Source organism: Moraxella sp. ZY210820 (genome assembly GCF_030674635.1).
Lineage (GTDB): Bacteria > Pseudomonadota > Gammaproteobacteria > Pseudomonadales > Moraxellaceae > Acinetobacter.
Window position 1 is genome coordinate 1,121,632 of record NZ_CP089978.1, and the last position, 14,203, is coordinate 1,135,834.

Here is a 14,203-nt window from a genome sequence, read left to right on the forward strand (position 1 = left end):
CCCTACATTTTGATGATATTGTACAATGATACAATATTATTTTTCACCAGCCAAGAAGAACCATGTATCGAGTACAGAGTCTGGGTTAAGTGAAACTGATTCGATATTTTGTTCCATCAACCATTTTGCTAAATCTGGATGGTCTGATGGACCTTGTCCGCAAATCCCCACATATTTACCTGCTTTACGGCACGCATGAATTGCCATTGACAATAACGCTTTGACTGCTAAATCACGTTCATCAAACAGATGAGAAACAATACCACTATCACGGTCTAAACCAAGCGTGAGTTGTGTTAAGTCATTTGAGCCGATTGAGAAACCATCAAAATGCTCTAAGAATTGCTCTGCCAATAACGCATTGGTTGGTAATTCACACATCATAATGATTTTTAAGCCATTTTCACCACGTTTTAAACCATTTTGTGCAAGGAGTTCAATCACACGTTTAGCTTCATTGACTGTACGCACAAATGGAATCATAATTTGTACATTAGTTAAACCCATTTCATCACGCACTTTTTTCAAAGCACGGCACTCAAGTTCAAAACAATCACGGAAATTATCAGAGACATAACGGCTTGCACCACGAAAACCAAGCATTGGGTTTTCTTCTTCAGGTTCGTATAGTTTTCCACCGATTAAGTTCGCATATTCATTAGATTTGAAATCAGACATACGCACAATTACTGGCTTATCAGCAAAGGCAGCCGCAAGGGTAGAAATCCCTTCAACCAATTTTTCAACATAGAAATCAATCGGTGTTGCATAACCTGCAGTACGCATCAGCACGGCGGCACGAGTTTCACGAGGTAAGCTATCGATATTAATCAATGCTTTAGGGTGAACACCAATCATACGGTTAATGATAAATTCTAATCGAGCTAAACCTACACCTTGATTTGGAATTTGGGCGAAGTCAAATGCACGGTCAGGGTTGCCGACATTCATCATCAATTTAAATGGTAATGGAGGCATTGATTCGATAGAATTACTTTGAATTTCAAAATCTAAACAATGCTCATAAACAAAACCTGTATCGCCTTCAGCACATGAAACGGTTACTTCTTGTCCATCTTGTAAAATTTCAGTGGCATTGCCTGAACCGACAATCGCAGGTACGCCTAATTCACGTGCAATAATTGCCGCATGGCAAGTACGTCCGCCACGATTGGTAATAATCGCAGATGCACGTTTCATTACTGGTTCCCAATCTGGGTCAGTCATATCAGAAACCAATACATCGCCATCTTGTACCTTGTCCATTTCTTGTACAGATGTAACAATGCGCACTTTTCCTGCACCAATGCGTTGTCCGATTGAACGACCTTCTACTAAAACAGTTCCTTTTTGTTTGAGTAAATAACGTTCCATTGTGCCTGCATTTTGACGGCTTTTTACCGTTTCTGGACGAGCTTGTACGATATATAATTTACCATTATCGCCATCTTTTGCCCATTCAATATCCATTGGCATGCCATAATGTTGCTCAATAATTAAGGCTTGTTTAGCTAATTCATGCAATTCTTCATCGGTGAGTGCAAATTGTTGGCGTTCTTGTTTATCAACATCAACCACAGCCACTGATTTACCTGCACTTGCATCTTGAGTATAAATCATTTTTTGGTGTTTTGAACCTAAATTACGGCGTAAAACAGCGTGTTTCCCATTATTTAATAATTTTTTCGATAAATAAAATTCATCAGGGTTCACTGCACCTTGTACAACCATTTCACCTAAACCATAAGACGCAGTAATAAACACCACATCACGGAAACCAGATTCGGTATCAAGGGTAAACATCACACCAGAAGAGCCTGTTTCTGAACGTACCATATATTGTACGCCTGCTGATAATGCCACTAAACTATGGTCAAAACCTTGATGTACACGGTATGCAATGGCACGGTCATTAAATAATGATGCAAAAACTTCTTTAATGGCAATCAGAATATTATCAATACCACGAATATTTAAGAAGGTTTCTTGTTGTCCTGCAAATGACGCATCGGGTAAATCTTCCGCTGTCGCTGATGAACGCACCGCAACCGCAATATCAGGATTACCATTGGATAATGTGTGGAAAGCTAAACGAATTTCTTGTTCTAATTCTTTAGTTAATGGTGTATCCACAATCCATTGACGAATTTTTGCACCAGTTTCAGTTAAAGCCTGAATATTATCAACATCGAGTTGGTCTAATTCTGCTTTAATTTTATCATTGAGACCGCTTTGTTGTAAAAATTCACGGTATGCTTCGGCTGTGGTCGCAAACCCTGTGGGTACAGAGACACCAGCATTGGCAAGGTGGCTAATCATTTCGCCGAGTGATGCGTTTTTACCGCCAACCAGTTCAACGTCATGCTTGCCAAGTTGATTTAAAGGAATAACACGAGCAGTCATCTTTTTCTCCTGATAGGATAATTGAGACATTTTATCTTTTTGAGATAGAATGTAAAATAAAATTCTGTTAAATATATCGTCATTATATTATACTCATTTGTAGATGTCGTTAGCTTTATGTTGTTGTCTAAAAAATAAACTTTTAGTAAGTAGTTGATTTTTATCTATATTTTATTTATTTCAAAAGTAAATGTTTATTATTTTTTTAATAAATGATTTTTTAGGGTAATATAGGCATAATTTAAATGAATAGTGGTAATGAAATGAGTGAAATTTATCGTACAGTATTTTTTATTTCCGATGGCACGGCGATTACTGCGGAAACCTTGGGGCGTTCATTATTGGCACAATTTCCTAATGTCAAATTTGAAGTGCATATCATTCCTTATGTGATGAGTGAAGAAATTGCTTTAAAAACAGTTGAGGAAATCAATGCTTGTGCTGAAATGACAGGCTGTTTACCATTGGTATTTGATACCATCGTCAATGCTGATGTACGAGAAATCATCAATACTGCGAATGCAGTTAATTTAGACGTTTTTGAAGGATTGATTAGTAAATTAGAACATGAGCTTGGCACACCGCCAACCACATTGGTTGGGCAAACTCATGCTGTTACCAATAGTGAAACTTATCAAGCACGGATTGATGCGGTACATTTTGCCCTTGATAATGATGATGGGGCAAGAACACGTCATTATGATAAAGCAGATTTGATTTTGATTGGGGTATCTCGTTCAGGCAAAACGCCAACATCGATTTATTTATCGTTGCAATTTGGTATTCGTGTAGCAAATTATCCATTAACCGAAGAAGATTTAGATGATAATCGCTTACCAAGTATTTTAAAACAACATAAGCATAAATTATTTGGTTTGATGATTAATGCTGAACGTTTGGTGGCAATTCGTACTGAACGTATGGGGCAAAGTCGTTATGCGAGTTTTAATCAATGTCAAATGGAATTACGAGCGATTGAAGGCATTTATATTTCCGAAGGCATTCCATATTTAGATGTGTCGGAAATGTCAATTGAAGAAATTTCAACACGTATTTTGCAAATGACAAAATTAAAACGCCGTATTGTTTAAATGATAGAATAATGTCATTAAAAGAATAGGGTGCGTATTACGCACCTTACTTATACTTTATATTTCAATAAGTTATTAATTATAGTTAAGCTAAGCTCACGTTTATCTAACTGATATTTTAACTTTTAGGTGGCGTTAAAAAGACTGAGCATTTCGCTAGTTCTTGTGTTGCTTCAGCAATTTTTTGTTTATTTTTATCACGCACAATAATCGTCAGACTTACATTATCTTTTTCCAATACTGTTTTATACGCATGATAATAATCATGAGGTTTTGTATCATTTTTTAAGTTAGGATGATTATTGATATAACGGCAAGGTTGTTCATTAGCTTCTTGTTGCATTTGGGTACGAATTTGTTGGGCTTGTTCGCTTGGTAATAAGAAATCAATATCATAATACTGAGTAATTTTTGGATAATGATTTAAAATATCCATTTTAATAGGTAAACCCGAACGTTTCATTTGCTTTTCCATTTCAGCATCTATTTTAATGTTTTTTAATTCATTGCGGACATTTTCTTGAAATTTCTTGGCAGAATAATATTCAGTGCCAAACCATAGACCAGCAATAATTGCTAGACCAATGATTACAAATTTGATATTCATGTTACATTCTCACACTTTAAGCTACATTTATTAAATTATAGCATTATGTTATGTTATGTTATGTTATGTTATGTTATGTTATGTTATGTTATTTAATTAAAACATATTGTAATATTTTTATTTGAGTTAAGAGTTTTATTGTAGGAAAAACAGCATAAAAAATCTATCTAAAATAATGAGATTTTATCATTTGCTTATGGTAGAATATTGGGTAATTATTTTTTGATATTTTTATAAATGGATAAGGTCAAAATAATTGATATTATCCATAATTGATGAGAATTTGCATGACCCATTTTATCTTTGTAACAGGCGGTGTGGTTTCATCGCTCGGTAAAGGCATTTCGGCAGCATCAGTCGCTGCTTTACTTGAAGCTCGTGGCTTAAAAATTACTATGGTCAAAATGGATCCTTACATTAATGTTGATCCTGGGACGATGAGTCCATTCCAACATGGCGAAGTTTTTGTAACTGAAGATGGGGCGGAAACTGACCTTGATTTAGGCTATTATGAACGTTTCTTAAAACGCTCAAAAATGAGTAAACTCAATAACTTTACCAGTGGTCGTGTTTATCAAGATGTGTTAGATAAAGAACGCCGTGGCGATTATTTGGGTAAAACTGTTCAAGTTATTCCACATATTACTGATAATATTAAAGAGCGAGTGCGTAAAGCTGGCGAAGGTTTTGATGTTGCGATTGTGGAGATTGGGGGTACGGTAGGCGATATTGAAAGTTTACCCTTTATGGAAGCAGTGCGTCAATTAATGGTGGAATTGGGGCATAATCGTTCAATGTTAATGCACTTAACATTATTGCCATATATCGCATCGGCAAGTGAGTTAAAAACTAAGCCAACACAACATTCAGTCAAAGAATTATTGTCAATTGGTATGCAACCAGATATTTTAATCTGCCGTACCGAACATGATGTTGATGAAGATACAAAACGTAAAATCGCCCTATTTACCAATGTTAAGCAGGAAGCGGTGATTGTGTGTAAAGATGCTCGTAGCATTTATGAAATTCCACGCAATTTTTATGAACAAGATGTTGATGATTTAATTGTGAGCCGTTTTGGTTTTGAAAACTTGCCAGAAGCTGATTTATCCGATTGGGATAGTGTTTGTGAAGGTTTATTTAATCCAGAGTTCACGGTGCGTGTGGCAATGGTTGGTAAATATGTAGAATTGCCAGATGCATACAAATCAGTTAATGAGGCGTTACTTCATGCAGGTATCAAACATCGTGTGAAAGTGCAAATTGATTATGTTGATGCTGAAGAGTTAGAAAGCCAAGATGAAAAAGCAATCTTAAGCACGGCTGATGCGATTCTCGTTCCAGGTGGATTTGGCGAACGTGGCACAGAAGGCAAGATGAAAGCCATTCGCTATGCTCGTGAAAACAATGTACCTTATTTAGGGATTTGCTTAGGTATGCAGTTGGCAGTGATTGAATTTGCTCGTAATGTTGCAGGTTTAACTGAAGCGACTTCGACCGAATTTAATAAGAAAACACCACAACCAATTATCAGCTTAATTACTGAATGGCTAGATGAAAAAGGTGAATTGCAAGAACGTTCAGATAGCTCGAACTTAGGTGGTACGATGCGTTTAGGCTCTCAAACATCATTACTGCTTGAAGGTACAAAAATGCGTGAAATCTACGGACAAGCGGAAATTGTAGAGCGTCATCGCCATCGTTATGAAATGAATAATCATTTTATTAGTGATATTGAAAAAGCAGGTATGAAAGTATCTGGTTATTCGGCACAAAACTTGGTAGAAACGGTGGAAATTCCATCACACCCATTCTTTGTGGCGGTGCAATTTCACCCAGAATTTACCAGCTCGCCACGAGGCGGACACCCATTATTTGGTGCGTTTGTAGAAGCAGGCAAGAAAAAGCATTTGGCTTAATGATTGATTTGCATTACAATAAGGGAAGTCGGTTATGATTTCCCTTTTTATTTGGCAGGAGTAAAATATGTTAGAAATTGCGATTCAAGATATTCAACAATACGATTTAAAAAGTATTCAAGAACAAGTTACTCTCAATATTAATGGCGATAAATATTTATTAAACCCTACGCTGAATGGCGGGCAATACATTTTGACTTTGGTGGATAATGAAATAGAGTTGCCAAAAGTGCCTGTTTTTGGAATTGCTAAAGGACAAATTAAAATGAGCGATGATTTTGATGAGCCTTTAGAGTGTTTTAAAGACTATATGCCATAAATAAGGATTTATGATGCGATTATTATTGGATACGCTTACTTTTTTATGGTACATTAATGGCGACGAAAAAATGTCTGCTTATGCAAAGCAATTAATTGCCAGCCCAAATAATCAGTGCTATTTGAGTTTTGCAAGTTTGTGGGAAATGAGCATTAAATCATCATTGGGCAAATTGGAAATTCCACTACCAATTAGCCGACTATATCAAAAATATGTACTTGAAAATCATATTCGCTTGTTGGATTTTGATATTAAGTATTTACAAAATTTTCACGATTTGCCTTTTCATCACAATGACCCATTTGATAGAATGATAATCGCCCAATCAATAATGGAAAATATGCCGATTATTGGTTGTGATAGGGCATTTAAAGATTATGATGTAAACGTATTTTGGTAAATTTGGAGTATAAAATGATTGAAATTGCCATTCAAGAAATTGCGAATTATGATATGGTGCAAGTTTTGCAAAAAGCCGAGCAGGGCGAAAAAGTGGTATTAAATTTAAATGGTAAGCAGTTTAATGTTATGCCAAATGAAAAAATAATGTCTGAAGAGGAAAGAAAATTAGCCATTTTAGATAATATTTTTGACACTGTACAAGCCAAACTACCGCCAAACTTTAAGTTTGACCGAGAGGAATTGTATGAGCGTTAAACAACCTTATTTTATAGACAGCAATATTTTATTGTATTCTATCGGCGATGATGTGCATAAAAAACAAATTGCAAAACAATTGGTAAGAAATACTCATTTGATTATTAGTACGCAAGTATTAAATGAGTTTTGTAATGTAGCTTTTAAAAAGAAATTGCTTACGCCAGAACAATTATTTGTATCGGTAGATGGATTTCGTCAAGTATTTACGGTAATGGATTTAACCAGTGATTTGGTTATCAATGCTCTAAATATCAAAGACCGCTATCATTATTCTTATTGGGATAGTTTGATTATTGCCACCGCTTTAAAATCAGGTGTATCTATTTTATATTCTGAAGATATGGCTCACAGTCAAATAATAGATGGGAAATTAACAATTATTAACCCATTTATTGAAAATTGGAGAACTGATGTTTAAATTAAACCCTGAATATAATTGCCCAAATTGTCAAAATAAATTTATAAGAAAACAGTTAATTAAAAAGCCATTTAAGGGAACATTAAAATGGTATCAAATGACACCGGCTCCGAGAGTGTATTGTCCACATTGTGAGCAAAGGTTGGTCGCTATTCTCCCCAATCAATTTTATTTTACTTTAATTGCCATGTCATTACCAATTGTTATACTAATGTTAATCGATATGATGGATTTATTTGTTGTGAGTAAAACTTTTGAAATAATTTTTCAAGGTACTGGTTTATTGATTGCTTTATATTTTGCGATTCAAACAGATAAAAATATCGTATATCAAAAAGCAAATGAATAAACATTGATATTTCGCTTAATTGATGATATTTTAAGATAATTTTTAAATTTAGGTAGTGTTATGACCACTTTAACTGCAAAATCGACTATTCAACTCAATGGCATTCAAATCGCCAATGATAAACCATTCGTCCTATTTGGTGGAATGAATGTCATTGAAAGTCGTGATTTGGCGTTTGAAATTGCCGAAACGTATATTGATATTTGCCAGCGATTAAATATTGGCTATGTGTTTAAGGCTAGTTTTGACAAGGCGAATCGTTCAAGTTTACATTCTTATCGTGGGCTTGGAATGGAAAAAGGCTTAGAGATTTTAGGTGAGATTAAACAACAATTTAATGTGCCGATTATTACCGATATTCACGAGCCGTATCAGGCTGAACCAGTGGCGGAAGTGGCTGATATTTTACAACTTCCTGCATTTTTAAGCCGTCAAACTGACCTTGTGGAAGCAATGGCAAAAACAGGTAAAATCATCAATATTAAAAAAGCTCAATTTTTAGCACCCCATGAAATGCGTCATATTTTGCACAAATGCCTAGAAGCAGGCAATGACCAGTTGATTTTATGTGAGCGTGGTTCAGCATTTGGCTATAATAATTTAGTGGTGGATATGCTTGGTTTTGATATCATGAAAGCGATGAATGTACCAGTATTTTTTGATGTAACGCACGCTTTACAAACACCAGGGGGACGTGCAGATAGTGCAGGTGGTCGCCGTGCTCAAATTACCACATTGGCAAGAGCAGGTATGGCAACAGGTTTGGCAGGATTATTTTTGGAAGCTCACCCAAACCCTGATGAAGCTAAATGCGATGGACCTTGTGCCTTAAGATTATCACAATTAGAGCCGTTTTTAACCCAATTAAAACAGCTTGATAATTTGGTCAAAGGGTTTGAAGTGCTTGATACGCATTAAATAAGAGTTATAAAGATAATCTTTGGGGATTAAAATGTCGTTCTATGGTGTTTCGTTTATTTGGATAATTGTTTTGCTATTATTCCATATTTTAACACCCAAAGATTGTCGTGGATTATTAGATATTTATTGTATAATTAAAGAAAAACCGACTTTAAAAATGGTGTCAGCTTTTATAGTTGGAATTATTTTATGGGTTTGTTATATTTTAATGATATTTTTATTTTTAAAAAATTATCAAAATGCAATCATTGAAGGATTTTGATGATAAGCGTAATCTGTAAGGTGCGTACAACGCACCTTACACCAAATTAGCAGGTTAAACTCAATGAAATTTACACCTAGCCATAAACACACTTGTCCAAATTGTCAGCAATTATTTAAATCATCAGAGCTGATAGAAAAACCTGCAAAAGGGTCAGAAAAAACTATATTTTATGTACACCCAGATAAACATTGCCCACATTGTCAGCAGAAATTGGGTCAAGTGTGGGATAAAAAGTTTTCTTTAAAGTTGGTATGATGGTGATTTTTGTATCTTTTTTATACTGCATACTGCTAATTTTTTGTAATATTACTGAAAATATTTTTTGGTTTTCTATTGTATTTACTGTACTGATTGGCTGTATTGCTGTTGAAATACTTGATAGAAACTCTTATTATGAAAAACTGGATGAGTGAAGTTGGTGTTTAATTGATGTGTCACATTTTATTTTTTTAAAGGCGTTTAAAATGAAAAAAATCTGTAAGGTGCGTACAACGCACCGTTTAAAATTCTAAATCTAAATGGTGTGTATTACACACCTTACGCCAAATTTTTCCATTTGTATTTAAAAAGGTATTTTAAAATGAAAAAACTCCTATTTTTACCACTTATCTTAGTATTATCCACCAATGCCCACGCTCTATCCGCCAAAAATTGGCTCGGAGAAATTGCCAGTTTGGTGGAAAATGGGCAAATTTTTAAATTAAGAGAAAGTGCCAAGCAATTGGGTTTAAATGATATTGATAATTTGGCAATGAAACCTGTAGCAAATGGCGATAGTATTCGCTACACTTATCACAACAATGATAAAGATATTCCGATTGCGTCTATTTCGCATATTATTTCTGTCGGTGGTTTAGGTGATTATGAGTTAAATAAAGCCAATAAAAGCGTAATAATTCATTTTAAAGAACATTGCCCAAGCATTAAAATGCTTAAATTAGAATTTGGTGAACAATTTAAAACGGTTGAAATGGTGGGTTCGCCAAGTTTGCAAACTGGGCGAGGCATTGCTTATCAATCTCATTATATCTACACGCCAAATAATATCATTTCAGTTGAAAATAATGGCTGTGAATGGCATATTAGTGGAACGGCAGAGTTTAAATAAGCTTTATTTTGAGGAACACATGATGAACCAACATGAATTTGAACAACGTTTAGAGCAAGCATTTGATGATAATCATCAACCGATTGTAGAAAATATTCAACAATTACGTCAAGATTTAATGGATATTACCCAAATTGATGAATTGGTAGATAGTTTCTTTGCTAATCAATTGGTTATTCCACACCCTGATGAATTATATCAACAAGGTATGCTCCATTTAAAAATCATGGAAAGTTCAGACTATACACAACATGAAACATCACCAATTAAAAATACTCATTTGTGGCAAGAAAGTGTATTGTGGTTGGTGGTTTATCATGAAGCCATGATTGATATGTATTATCAAGAAAAAGATGAACGTTTCCAAGCATTTATGAATTTTATGATTTTATGGAAATTTAAATGGTTCTTAGCGGATATTATTGATGATGTCTCTCGTCCTTATAGTCAAATCAATCAATATATGCGTTTATTTTCATATTATTGTAATTTGTTGGATTTAGGTTGGCGTTCAATTCATAAATTAGCAGTCATGCACGGTTTGCAAATGGCAAATCAAGACATGGTAAAAACACATTTTAAATTATGGCTTGATGCTGAAAAAAATGATTTTGATGATTGTTGGGCGTGCCAAGTTGATGATATGGTGCGTGTGAATGTATTTTTAGGTCAATATGAAAAAGCCCTTGAATATGCTCAAGAAATTTTAGATGGTACTAGTTCTTGTGGCGAAGTACCACATTTGACCAATAGTTTAATTGTGCAAGCATATTTTTATACTAACCAATTAGAAAAAGCCAAAAACTTATTAATTTCAGGTTATGATTTAGTCAAAGGACAAGGGCAATTCATTAAACCGATTGCAGAGTTCATGCGATTAGCCATTCAAATGGGCGATATACAATTTGCTGAAAACATTTATCAAGAAAACAAAGACTTATATCATGAATGTGAATCATTATTTGAGCGAATGTTGTTTGCTATTGAAGCATCAAAATTGGCTGTAGCAGAACAAGCTGAGTTATTGGAGCAAGCCAGCCGTTTAGCACATCAATTTGATGAGCGTCATGGTAATGATTATTATAGTCGTCAGCTTGTAGTGCCTGTAGTAGAGGTATCATCAGGTTTAAAATCTTAACTGATTGTAATTTATTGATTTTATGTATGCGTAAATTGTAGTTTACTCATATTAGGTTAAATGATTTCAGTAAAATGAATGAAGTTCAAATTATTTTAATTTGAGAAATTTAGTCTATAAATTAATCAATTTAATTTATAAGCGATGAAAAGCGGTAGATAAACTGATTTTCCTATGCAAAATTATGGTATACTGTAAAGATAATTAGGCTAATGCCTAACTCAAGTTTTAAATGGTAATTTACATTAATTATTAATGCTAAAATTGCTGAACTGTTGCGTTTTTGACCTAAAGGACATTGTATGTACGCTGAACAAAATAAAACTGCGATTGAAATTAAAGACATTCGTGCACGTGAAATTTTAGATTCTCGTGGTAATCCAACCATTGAAGCTGATGTAATTTTAGAATCTGGGGTAGTGGGTCGTGCGTGTGCACCATCAGGAGCATCAACAGGTTCTCGAGAGGCCTTAGAATTGCGTGATGGCGATAAAGCTCGCTATTTAGGTAAGGGTGTTCGCCAAGCTGTACAAAATGTAAATACTGAAATTCAACAATTATTGGTGGGTCAAAGTGTATTTGAGCAAAAATTACTTGATGAAAAAATGATTGCTCGTGATGGTACGGAAAATAAATCTAAATTGGGGGCAAATGCAACCTTAGCAGTCTCATTAGCAATTGCTCGTGCTGCTGCTCAACAGCAAAATTTACCATTATTCCAATACATTGCAAATTTGCGTGGTCAAAATAAACTCAGTATGCCAGTGCCAATGATGAATATCTTAAATGGTGGTGCTCATGCTGATAATACCGTTGATATTCAAGAGTTTATGATTGAGCCTGTTGGTTTTACATCATTCTCTGAAGCGTTGCGTGCGGGTGCGGAAGTTTTCCATAGCTTAAAATCTGTACTTAAAAAACAAGGCTTAAATACTGCTGTGGGTGATGAAGGTGGTTTTGCACCAAATTTACGTTCTAATGAAGAAGCGATTACCGTTATTTTACAAGCGATTGAACAAACAGGTTACAAAGCAGGTCAAGATATTTATTTGGCTTTAGACTGTGCATCATCTGAATTTTATAAAAATGGTCAATATGTGCTTGAAGGTGAAGGTAATAAAGCATTTACTAGTAACCAATTTGCTGACTATTTAGCAGGTTTGGTACGTCAATATCCTATTATTTCAATTGAAGATGGTTTAGATGAAAGTGATTGGGATGGTTGGGCGTATTTAACATCAATTTTAGGTGATAAAATCCAACTTGTTGGTGATGATTTATTCGTAACTAATCCGAAGATTTTACAACGTGGTATTGATGAAAAAGTTGCAAACTCTATCTTAATTAAATATAACCAAATTGGTACTTTAACTGAAACTTTAGATGCGATTTATTTAGCTAAAGCTAATGGTTATACTACAGTTATTTCACATCGTTCTGGTGAAACTGAAGATAGTACTATTGCTGACTTAGCAGTCGGTACTGCGGCGGGACAAATCAAAACTGGTTCATTGTGCCGTAGCGACCGTGTAGCGAAGTACAATCAATTATTGCGTATTGAAGAATTAATTAAAGCACCATATCATGGTAAAGCTGAGTTTAAAGGCTTAAAATAATTTAATCTTCTAAGTTTAAAATTTACGCTTTTGGCATAATGGCTAAAAGCGTAAATCAATATTGAATTGAGTGTTTTATGAATAATTTTTTCCATTCCAAAATGAATATTGCAATTTTGATTATCTCATTATTAATCATTGCGGTATTGCAATACCAATTATGGCGTGGTGAAACAGGTATTTTAGAACATCGTAAACTCACACAACAAATCGCTGAACAACAAGATAAAAATAAAGCAATGGAAATGCGTAATCGTATTTTATTTGCTGAAATGGACGATTTAAAACATGGTTATGATGTGGTTGAAGAATATGCACGTTTAGATTTAGGTCTAGTGAAAAAAAATGAGACTTTTGTGCAATTAAATACGGCAAAAGCTAAACCATTACCTGCAGAATTTGTTGAACAACAACAATCTAATATCGCTCCCATGATGGACGAAATTGCTCCAGATATTCGTGAACCATAAAATAGGGCTACATTATGTTCACATCACAAAAATTATGGGCAGTGATTCCTGTAGCTGGAAGTGGTTCACGTTTTTCATCACAACAATTAAAACAATATATGTTGATTAATGATAAAACCGTGTTAGAGCATACATTAGAAGCCATCACACAATTACCTTTATCCGCTTATGTTTTAGCTAAATCGCCTAATGACCAACAATTAGCAAGGCTAAATTTACCATCAGCACATTTAGCACATGAGTGTTTAGGTGGAGCAGAGCGAGTAAATTCAGTACTTAATGGCTTATATTATCTTAAAAATCAATGTTATGCTAATGATGATGATTGGGTGATGGTACATGATGCAGCGAGACCTTGCGTACAATATCAACATTTAAAAGCACTCTATCAACAATGTTTAAACACAGGGCAAAGTGCAATTTTAGCTACGCCTGTACGAGATACTTTAAAAAAATCAGATACTACACAAAATATTTTGCATACTGTTAATCGTGAGCAAATGTGGCAAGCACAAACGCCACAAATGGCACAATTAGGTGTACTTATTCATGCGATTGAACAGGCATTAAACGATAATATCATCATCACTGATGAAGCAAGTGCTTTAGAATATATGGGGGAAATTGTGCATTTAGTACAGGGTAGTAGTGATAATTTAAAAATTACTTATGCTGAGGATTTAATATTAGCAAAGTTAATTTTGCAAGCGAGAAATAATTAAACGAAACACGCTTAGCTCACTCTTCATGTTCAAAGTGAATCCAATATAGGGATTTCCATTCGCTCTAATACTGATATAGTAAAACAGCTTATTTTTTGATACGAAACCGTTCGCCTTGATCTTGTTGAAAGATAATTACAACAGCAAATCGATAATATTGGTAAGCCAAATATAAAATTTCCACAATCAACAACAAA

At 34.5% G+C, this 14,203-nt stretch carries 16 protein-coding genes; 14 read left to right on the forward strand and 2 right to left on the reverse strand.

Going from position 1 to position 14,203, the window contains the following annotated elements; all coding sequences use genetic code 11:
• Positions 1–36 precede the first annotated feature (36 nt).
• A complete protein-coding gene (gene ppsA, locus LU301_RS05680) occupies positions 37–2,403 on the reverse strand; it encodes a phosphoenolpyruvate synthase (RefSeq protein ID WP_305273729.1) in 2,367 nt (788 codons plus the stop codon).
• A 263-nt stretch (positions 2,404–2,666) separates the two neighbouring features.
• On the opposite strand from ppsA, the gene ppsR reads away from it, so the two are divergent.
• Positions 2,667–3,494, forward strand: coding sequence for a posphoenolpyruvate synthetase regulatory kinase/phosphorylase PpsR (ppsR, locus tag LU301_RS05685; protein WP_370692245.1), 828 nt, complete (start codon positions 2,667–2,669; stop codon positions 3,492–3,494).
• Positions 3,495–3,612: 118 nt separating this feature from the next.
• On the opposite strand, the gene LU301_RS05690 is transcribed toward ppsR, so the two are convergent.
• Positions 3,613–4,101, reverse strand: a complete 489-nt coding sequence (locus LU301_RS05690; RefSeq protein ID WP_305273733.1) for a hypothetical protein — start codon at positions 4,099–4,101, stop codon at positions 3,613–3,615.
• A 287-nt stretch (positions 4,102–4,388) separates the two neighbouring features.
• On the opposite strand from LU301_RS05690, the gene pyrG reads away from it, so the two are divergent.
• From pyrG to ispD, 13 genes are all read left to right on the forward strand, one after another.
• On the forward strand, positions 4,389–6,020 hold the full coding sequence (gene pyrG, locus LU301_RS05695; RefSeq protein WP_305273735.1) for a CTP synthase: 1,632 nt from the start codon (positions 4,389–4,391) through the stop codon (positions 6,018–6,020).
• 67 nt (positions 6,021–6,087) lie between these two features.
• Positions 6,088–6,339, forward strand: coding sequence for a DUF2281 domain-containing protein (locus LU301_RS05700; protein WP_305273738.1), 252 nt, complete (start codon positions 6,088–6,090; stop codon positions 6,337–6,339).
• Positions 6,340–6,352: 13 nt separating this feature from the next.
• Entirely contained in the window at positions 6,353–6,739 is a 387-nt protein-coding gene (locus tag LU301_RS05705; RefSeq protein WP_305273740.1) for a type II toxin-antitoxin system VapC family toxin, read from the forward strand.
• Positions 6,740–6,753: 14 nt separating this feature from the next.
• A complete protein-coding gene (locus LU301_RS05710) occupies positions 6,754–6,996 on the forward strand; it encodes a hypothetical protein (RefSeq protein ID WP_305273742.1) in 243 nt (80 codons plus the stop codon).
• Positions 6,986–7,417 (forward strand): PIN domain-containing protein, encoded by a 432-nt coding sequence (locus LU301_RS05715; RefSeq protein ID WP_305273744.1) that lies wholly within the window; start codon positions 6,986–6,988, stop codon positions 7,415–7,417. Before LU301_RS05710 ends, LU301_RS05715 begins: the two co-directional genes overlap by 11 nt.
• Positions 7,410–7,766, forward strand: coding sequence for a hypothetical protein (locus tag LU301_RS05720; protein ID WP_305273746.1), 357 nt, complete (start codon positions 7,410–7,412; stop codon positions 7,764–7,766). Before LU301_RS05715 ends, LU301_RS05720 begins: the two co-directional genes overlap by 8 nt.
• Positions 7,767–7,826: 60 nt before the next feature.
• Complete coding sequence (kdsA, locus tag LU301_RS05725; RefSeq protein WP_305273749.1) at positions 7,827–8,684, forward strand: 3-deoxy-8-phosphooctulonate synthase; 858 nt, start codon at positions 7,827–7,829, stop codon at positions 8,682–8,684.
• 328 nt (positions 8,685–9,012) lie between these two features.
• A complete protein-coding gene (locus tag LU301_RS05730; protein ID WP_305273751.1) occupies positions 9,013–9,207 on the forward strand; it encodes a hypothetical protein in 195 nt (64 codons plus the stop codon).
• Between the two features lie 325 nt (positions 9,208–9,532).
• Complete coding sequence (locus LU301_RS05735) at positions 9,533–10,060, forward strand: hypothetical protein (protein WP_305273752.1); 528 nt, start codon at positions 9,533–9,535, stop codon at positions 10,058–10,060.
• Between the two features lie 19 nt (positions 10,061–10,079).
• A complete protein-coding gene (locus LU301_RS05740; protein WP_305273754.1) occupies positions 10,080–11,198 on the forward strand; it encodes a hypothetical protein in 1,119 nt (372 codons plus the stop codon).
• A 302-nt stretch (positions 11,199–11,500) separates the two neighbouring features.
• A complete protein-coding gene (eno, locus tag LU301_RS05745; protein ID WP_305273756.1) occupies positions 11,501–12,814 on the forward strand; it encodes a phosphopyruvate hydratase in 1,314 nt (437 codons plus the stop codon).
• A gap of 77 nt (positions 12,815–12,891) precedes the next feature.
• On the forward strand, positions 12,892–13,284 hold the full coding sequence (locus tag LU301_RS05750; RefSeq protein WP_305273757.1) for a septum formation initiator family protein: 393 nt from the start codon (positions 12,892–12,894) through the stop codon (positions 13,282–13,284).
• A 14-nt stretch (positions 13,285–13,298) separates the two neighbouring features.
• Entirely contained in the window at positions 13,299–14,006 is a 708-nt protein-coding gene (gene ispD / locus LU301_RS05755; protein WP_305273758.1) for a 2-C-methyl-D-erythritol 4-phosphate cytidylyltransferase, read from the forward strand.
• The last annotated feature ends 197 nt before the right edge of the window (positions 14,007–14,203 follow it).

Coding starts and splice junctions, on each gene's coding strand:
- ppsA (WP_305273729.1), bottom strand. CDS start 2,403: ATGACTGCTCGTGTTATTCCTTTAAATCAACTTGGCAAGCATGACGTT.
- ppsR (WP_370692245.1), top strand. CDS start 2,667: ATGAGTGAAATTTATCGTACAGTATTTTTTATTTCCGATGGCACGGCG.
- LU301_RS05690 (WP_305273733.1), bottom strand. CDS start 4,101: ATGAATATCAAATTTGTAATCATTGGTCTAGCAATTATTGCTGGTCTA.
- pyrG (WP_305273735.1), top strand. CDS start 4,389: ATGACCCATTTTATCTTTGTAACAGGCGGTGTGGTTTCATCGCTCGGT.
- LU301_RS05700 (WP_305273738.1), top strand. CDS start 6,088: ATGTTAGAAATTGCGATTCAAGATATTCAACAATACGATTTAAAAAGT.
- LU301_RS05705 (WP_305273740.1), top strand. CDS start 6,353: ATGCGATTATTATTGGATACGCTTACTTTTTTATGGTACATTAATGGC.
- LU301_RS05710 (WP_305273742.1), top strand. CDS start 6,754: ATGATTGAAATTGCCATTCAAGAAATTGCGAATTATGATATGGTGCAA.
- LU301_RS05715 (WP_305273744.1), top strand. CDS start 6,986: ATGAGCGTTAAACAACCTTATTTTATAGACAGCAATATTTTATTGTAT.
- LU301_RS05720 (WP_305273746.1), top strand. CDS start 7,410: ATGTTTAAATTAAACCCTGAATATAATTGCCCAAATTGTCAAAATAAA.
- kdsA (WP_305273749.1), top strand. CDS start 7,827: ATGACCACTTTAACTGCAAAATCGACTATTCAACTCAATGGCATTCAA.
- LU301_RS05730 (WP_305273751.1), top strand. CDS start 9,013: ATGAAATTTACACCTAGCCATAAACACACTTGTCCAAATTGTCAGCAA.
- LU301_RS05735 (WP_305273752.1), top strand. CDS start 9,533: ATGAAAAAACTCCTATTTTTACCACTTATCTTAGTATTATCCACCAAT.
- LU301_RS05740 (WP_305273754.1), top strand. CDS start 10,080: ATGATGAACCAACATGAATTTGAACAACGTTTAGAGCAAGCATTTGAT.
- eno (WP_305273756.1), top strand. CDS start 11,501: ATGTACGCTGAACAAAATAAAACTGCGATTGAAATTAAAGACATTCGT.
- LU301_RS05750 (WP_305273757.1), top strand. CDS start 12,892: ATGAATAATTTTTTCCATTCCAAAATGAATATTGCAATTTTGATTATC.
- ispD (WP_305273758.1), top strand. CDS start 13,299: ATGTTCACATCACAAAAATTATGGGCAGTGATTCCTGTAGCTGGAAGT.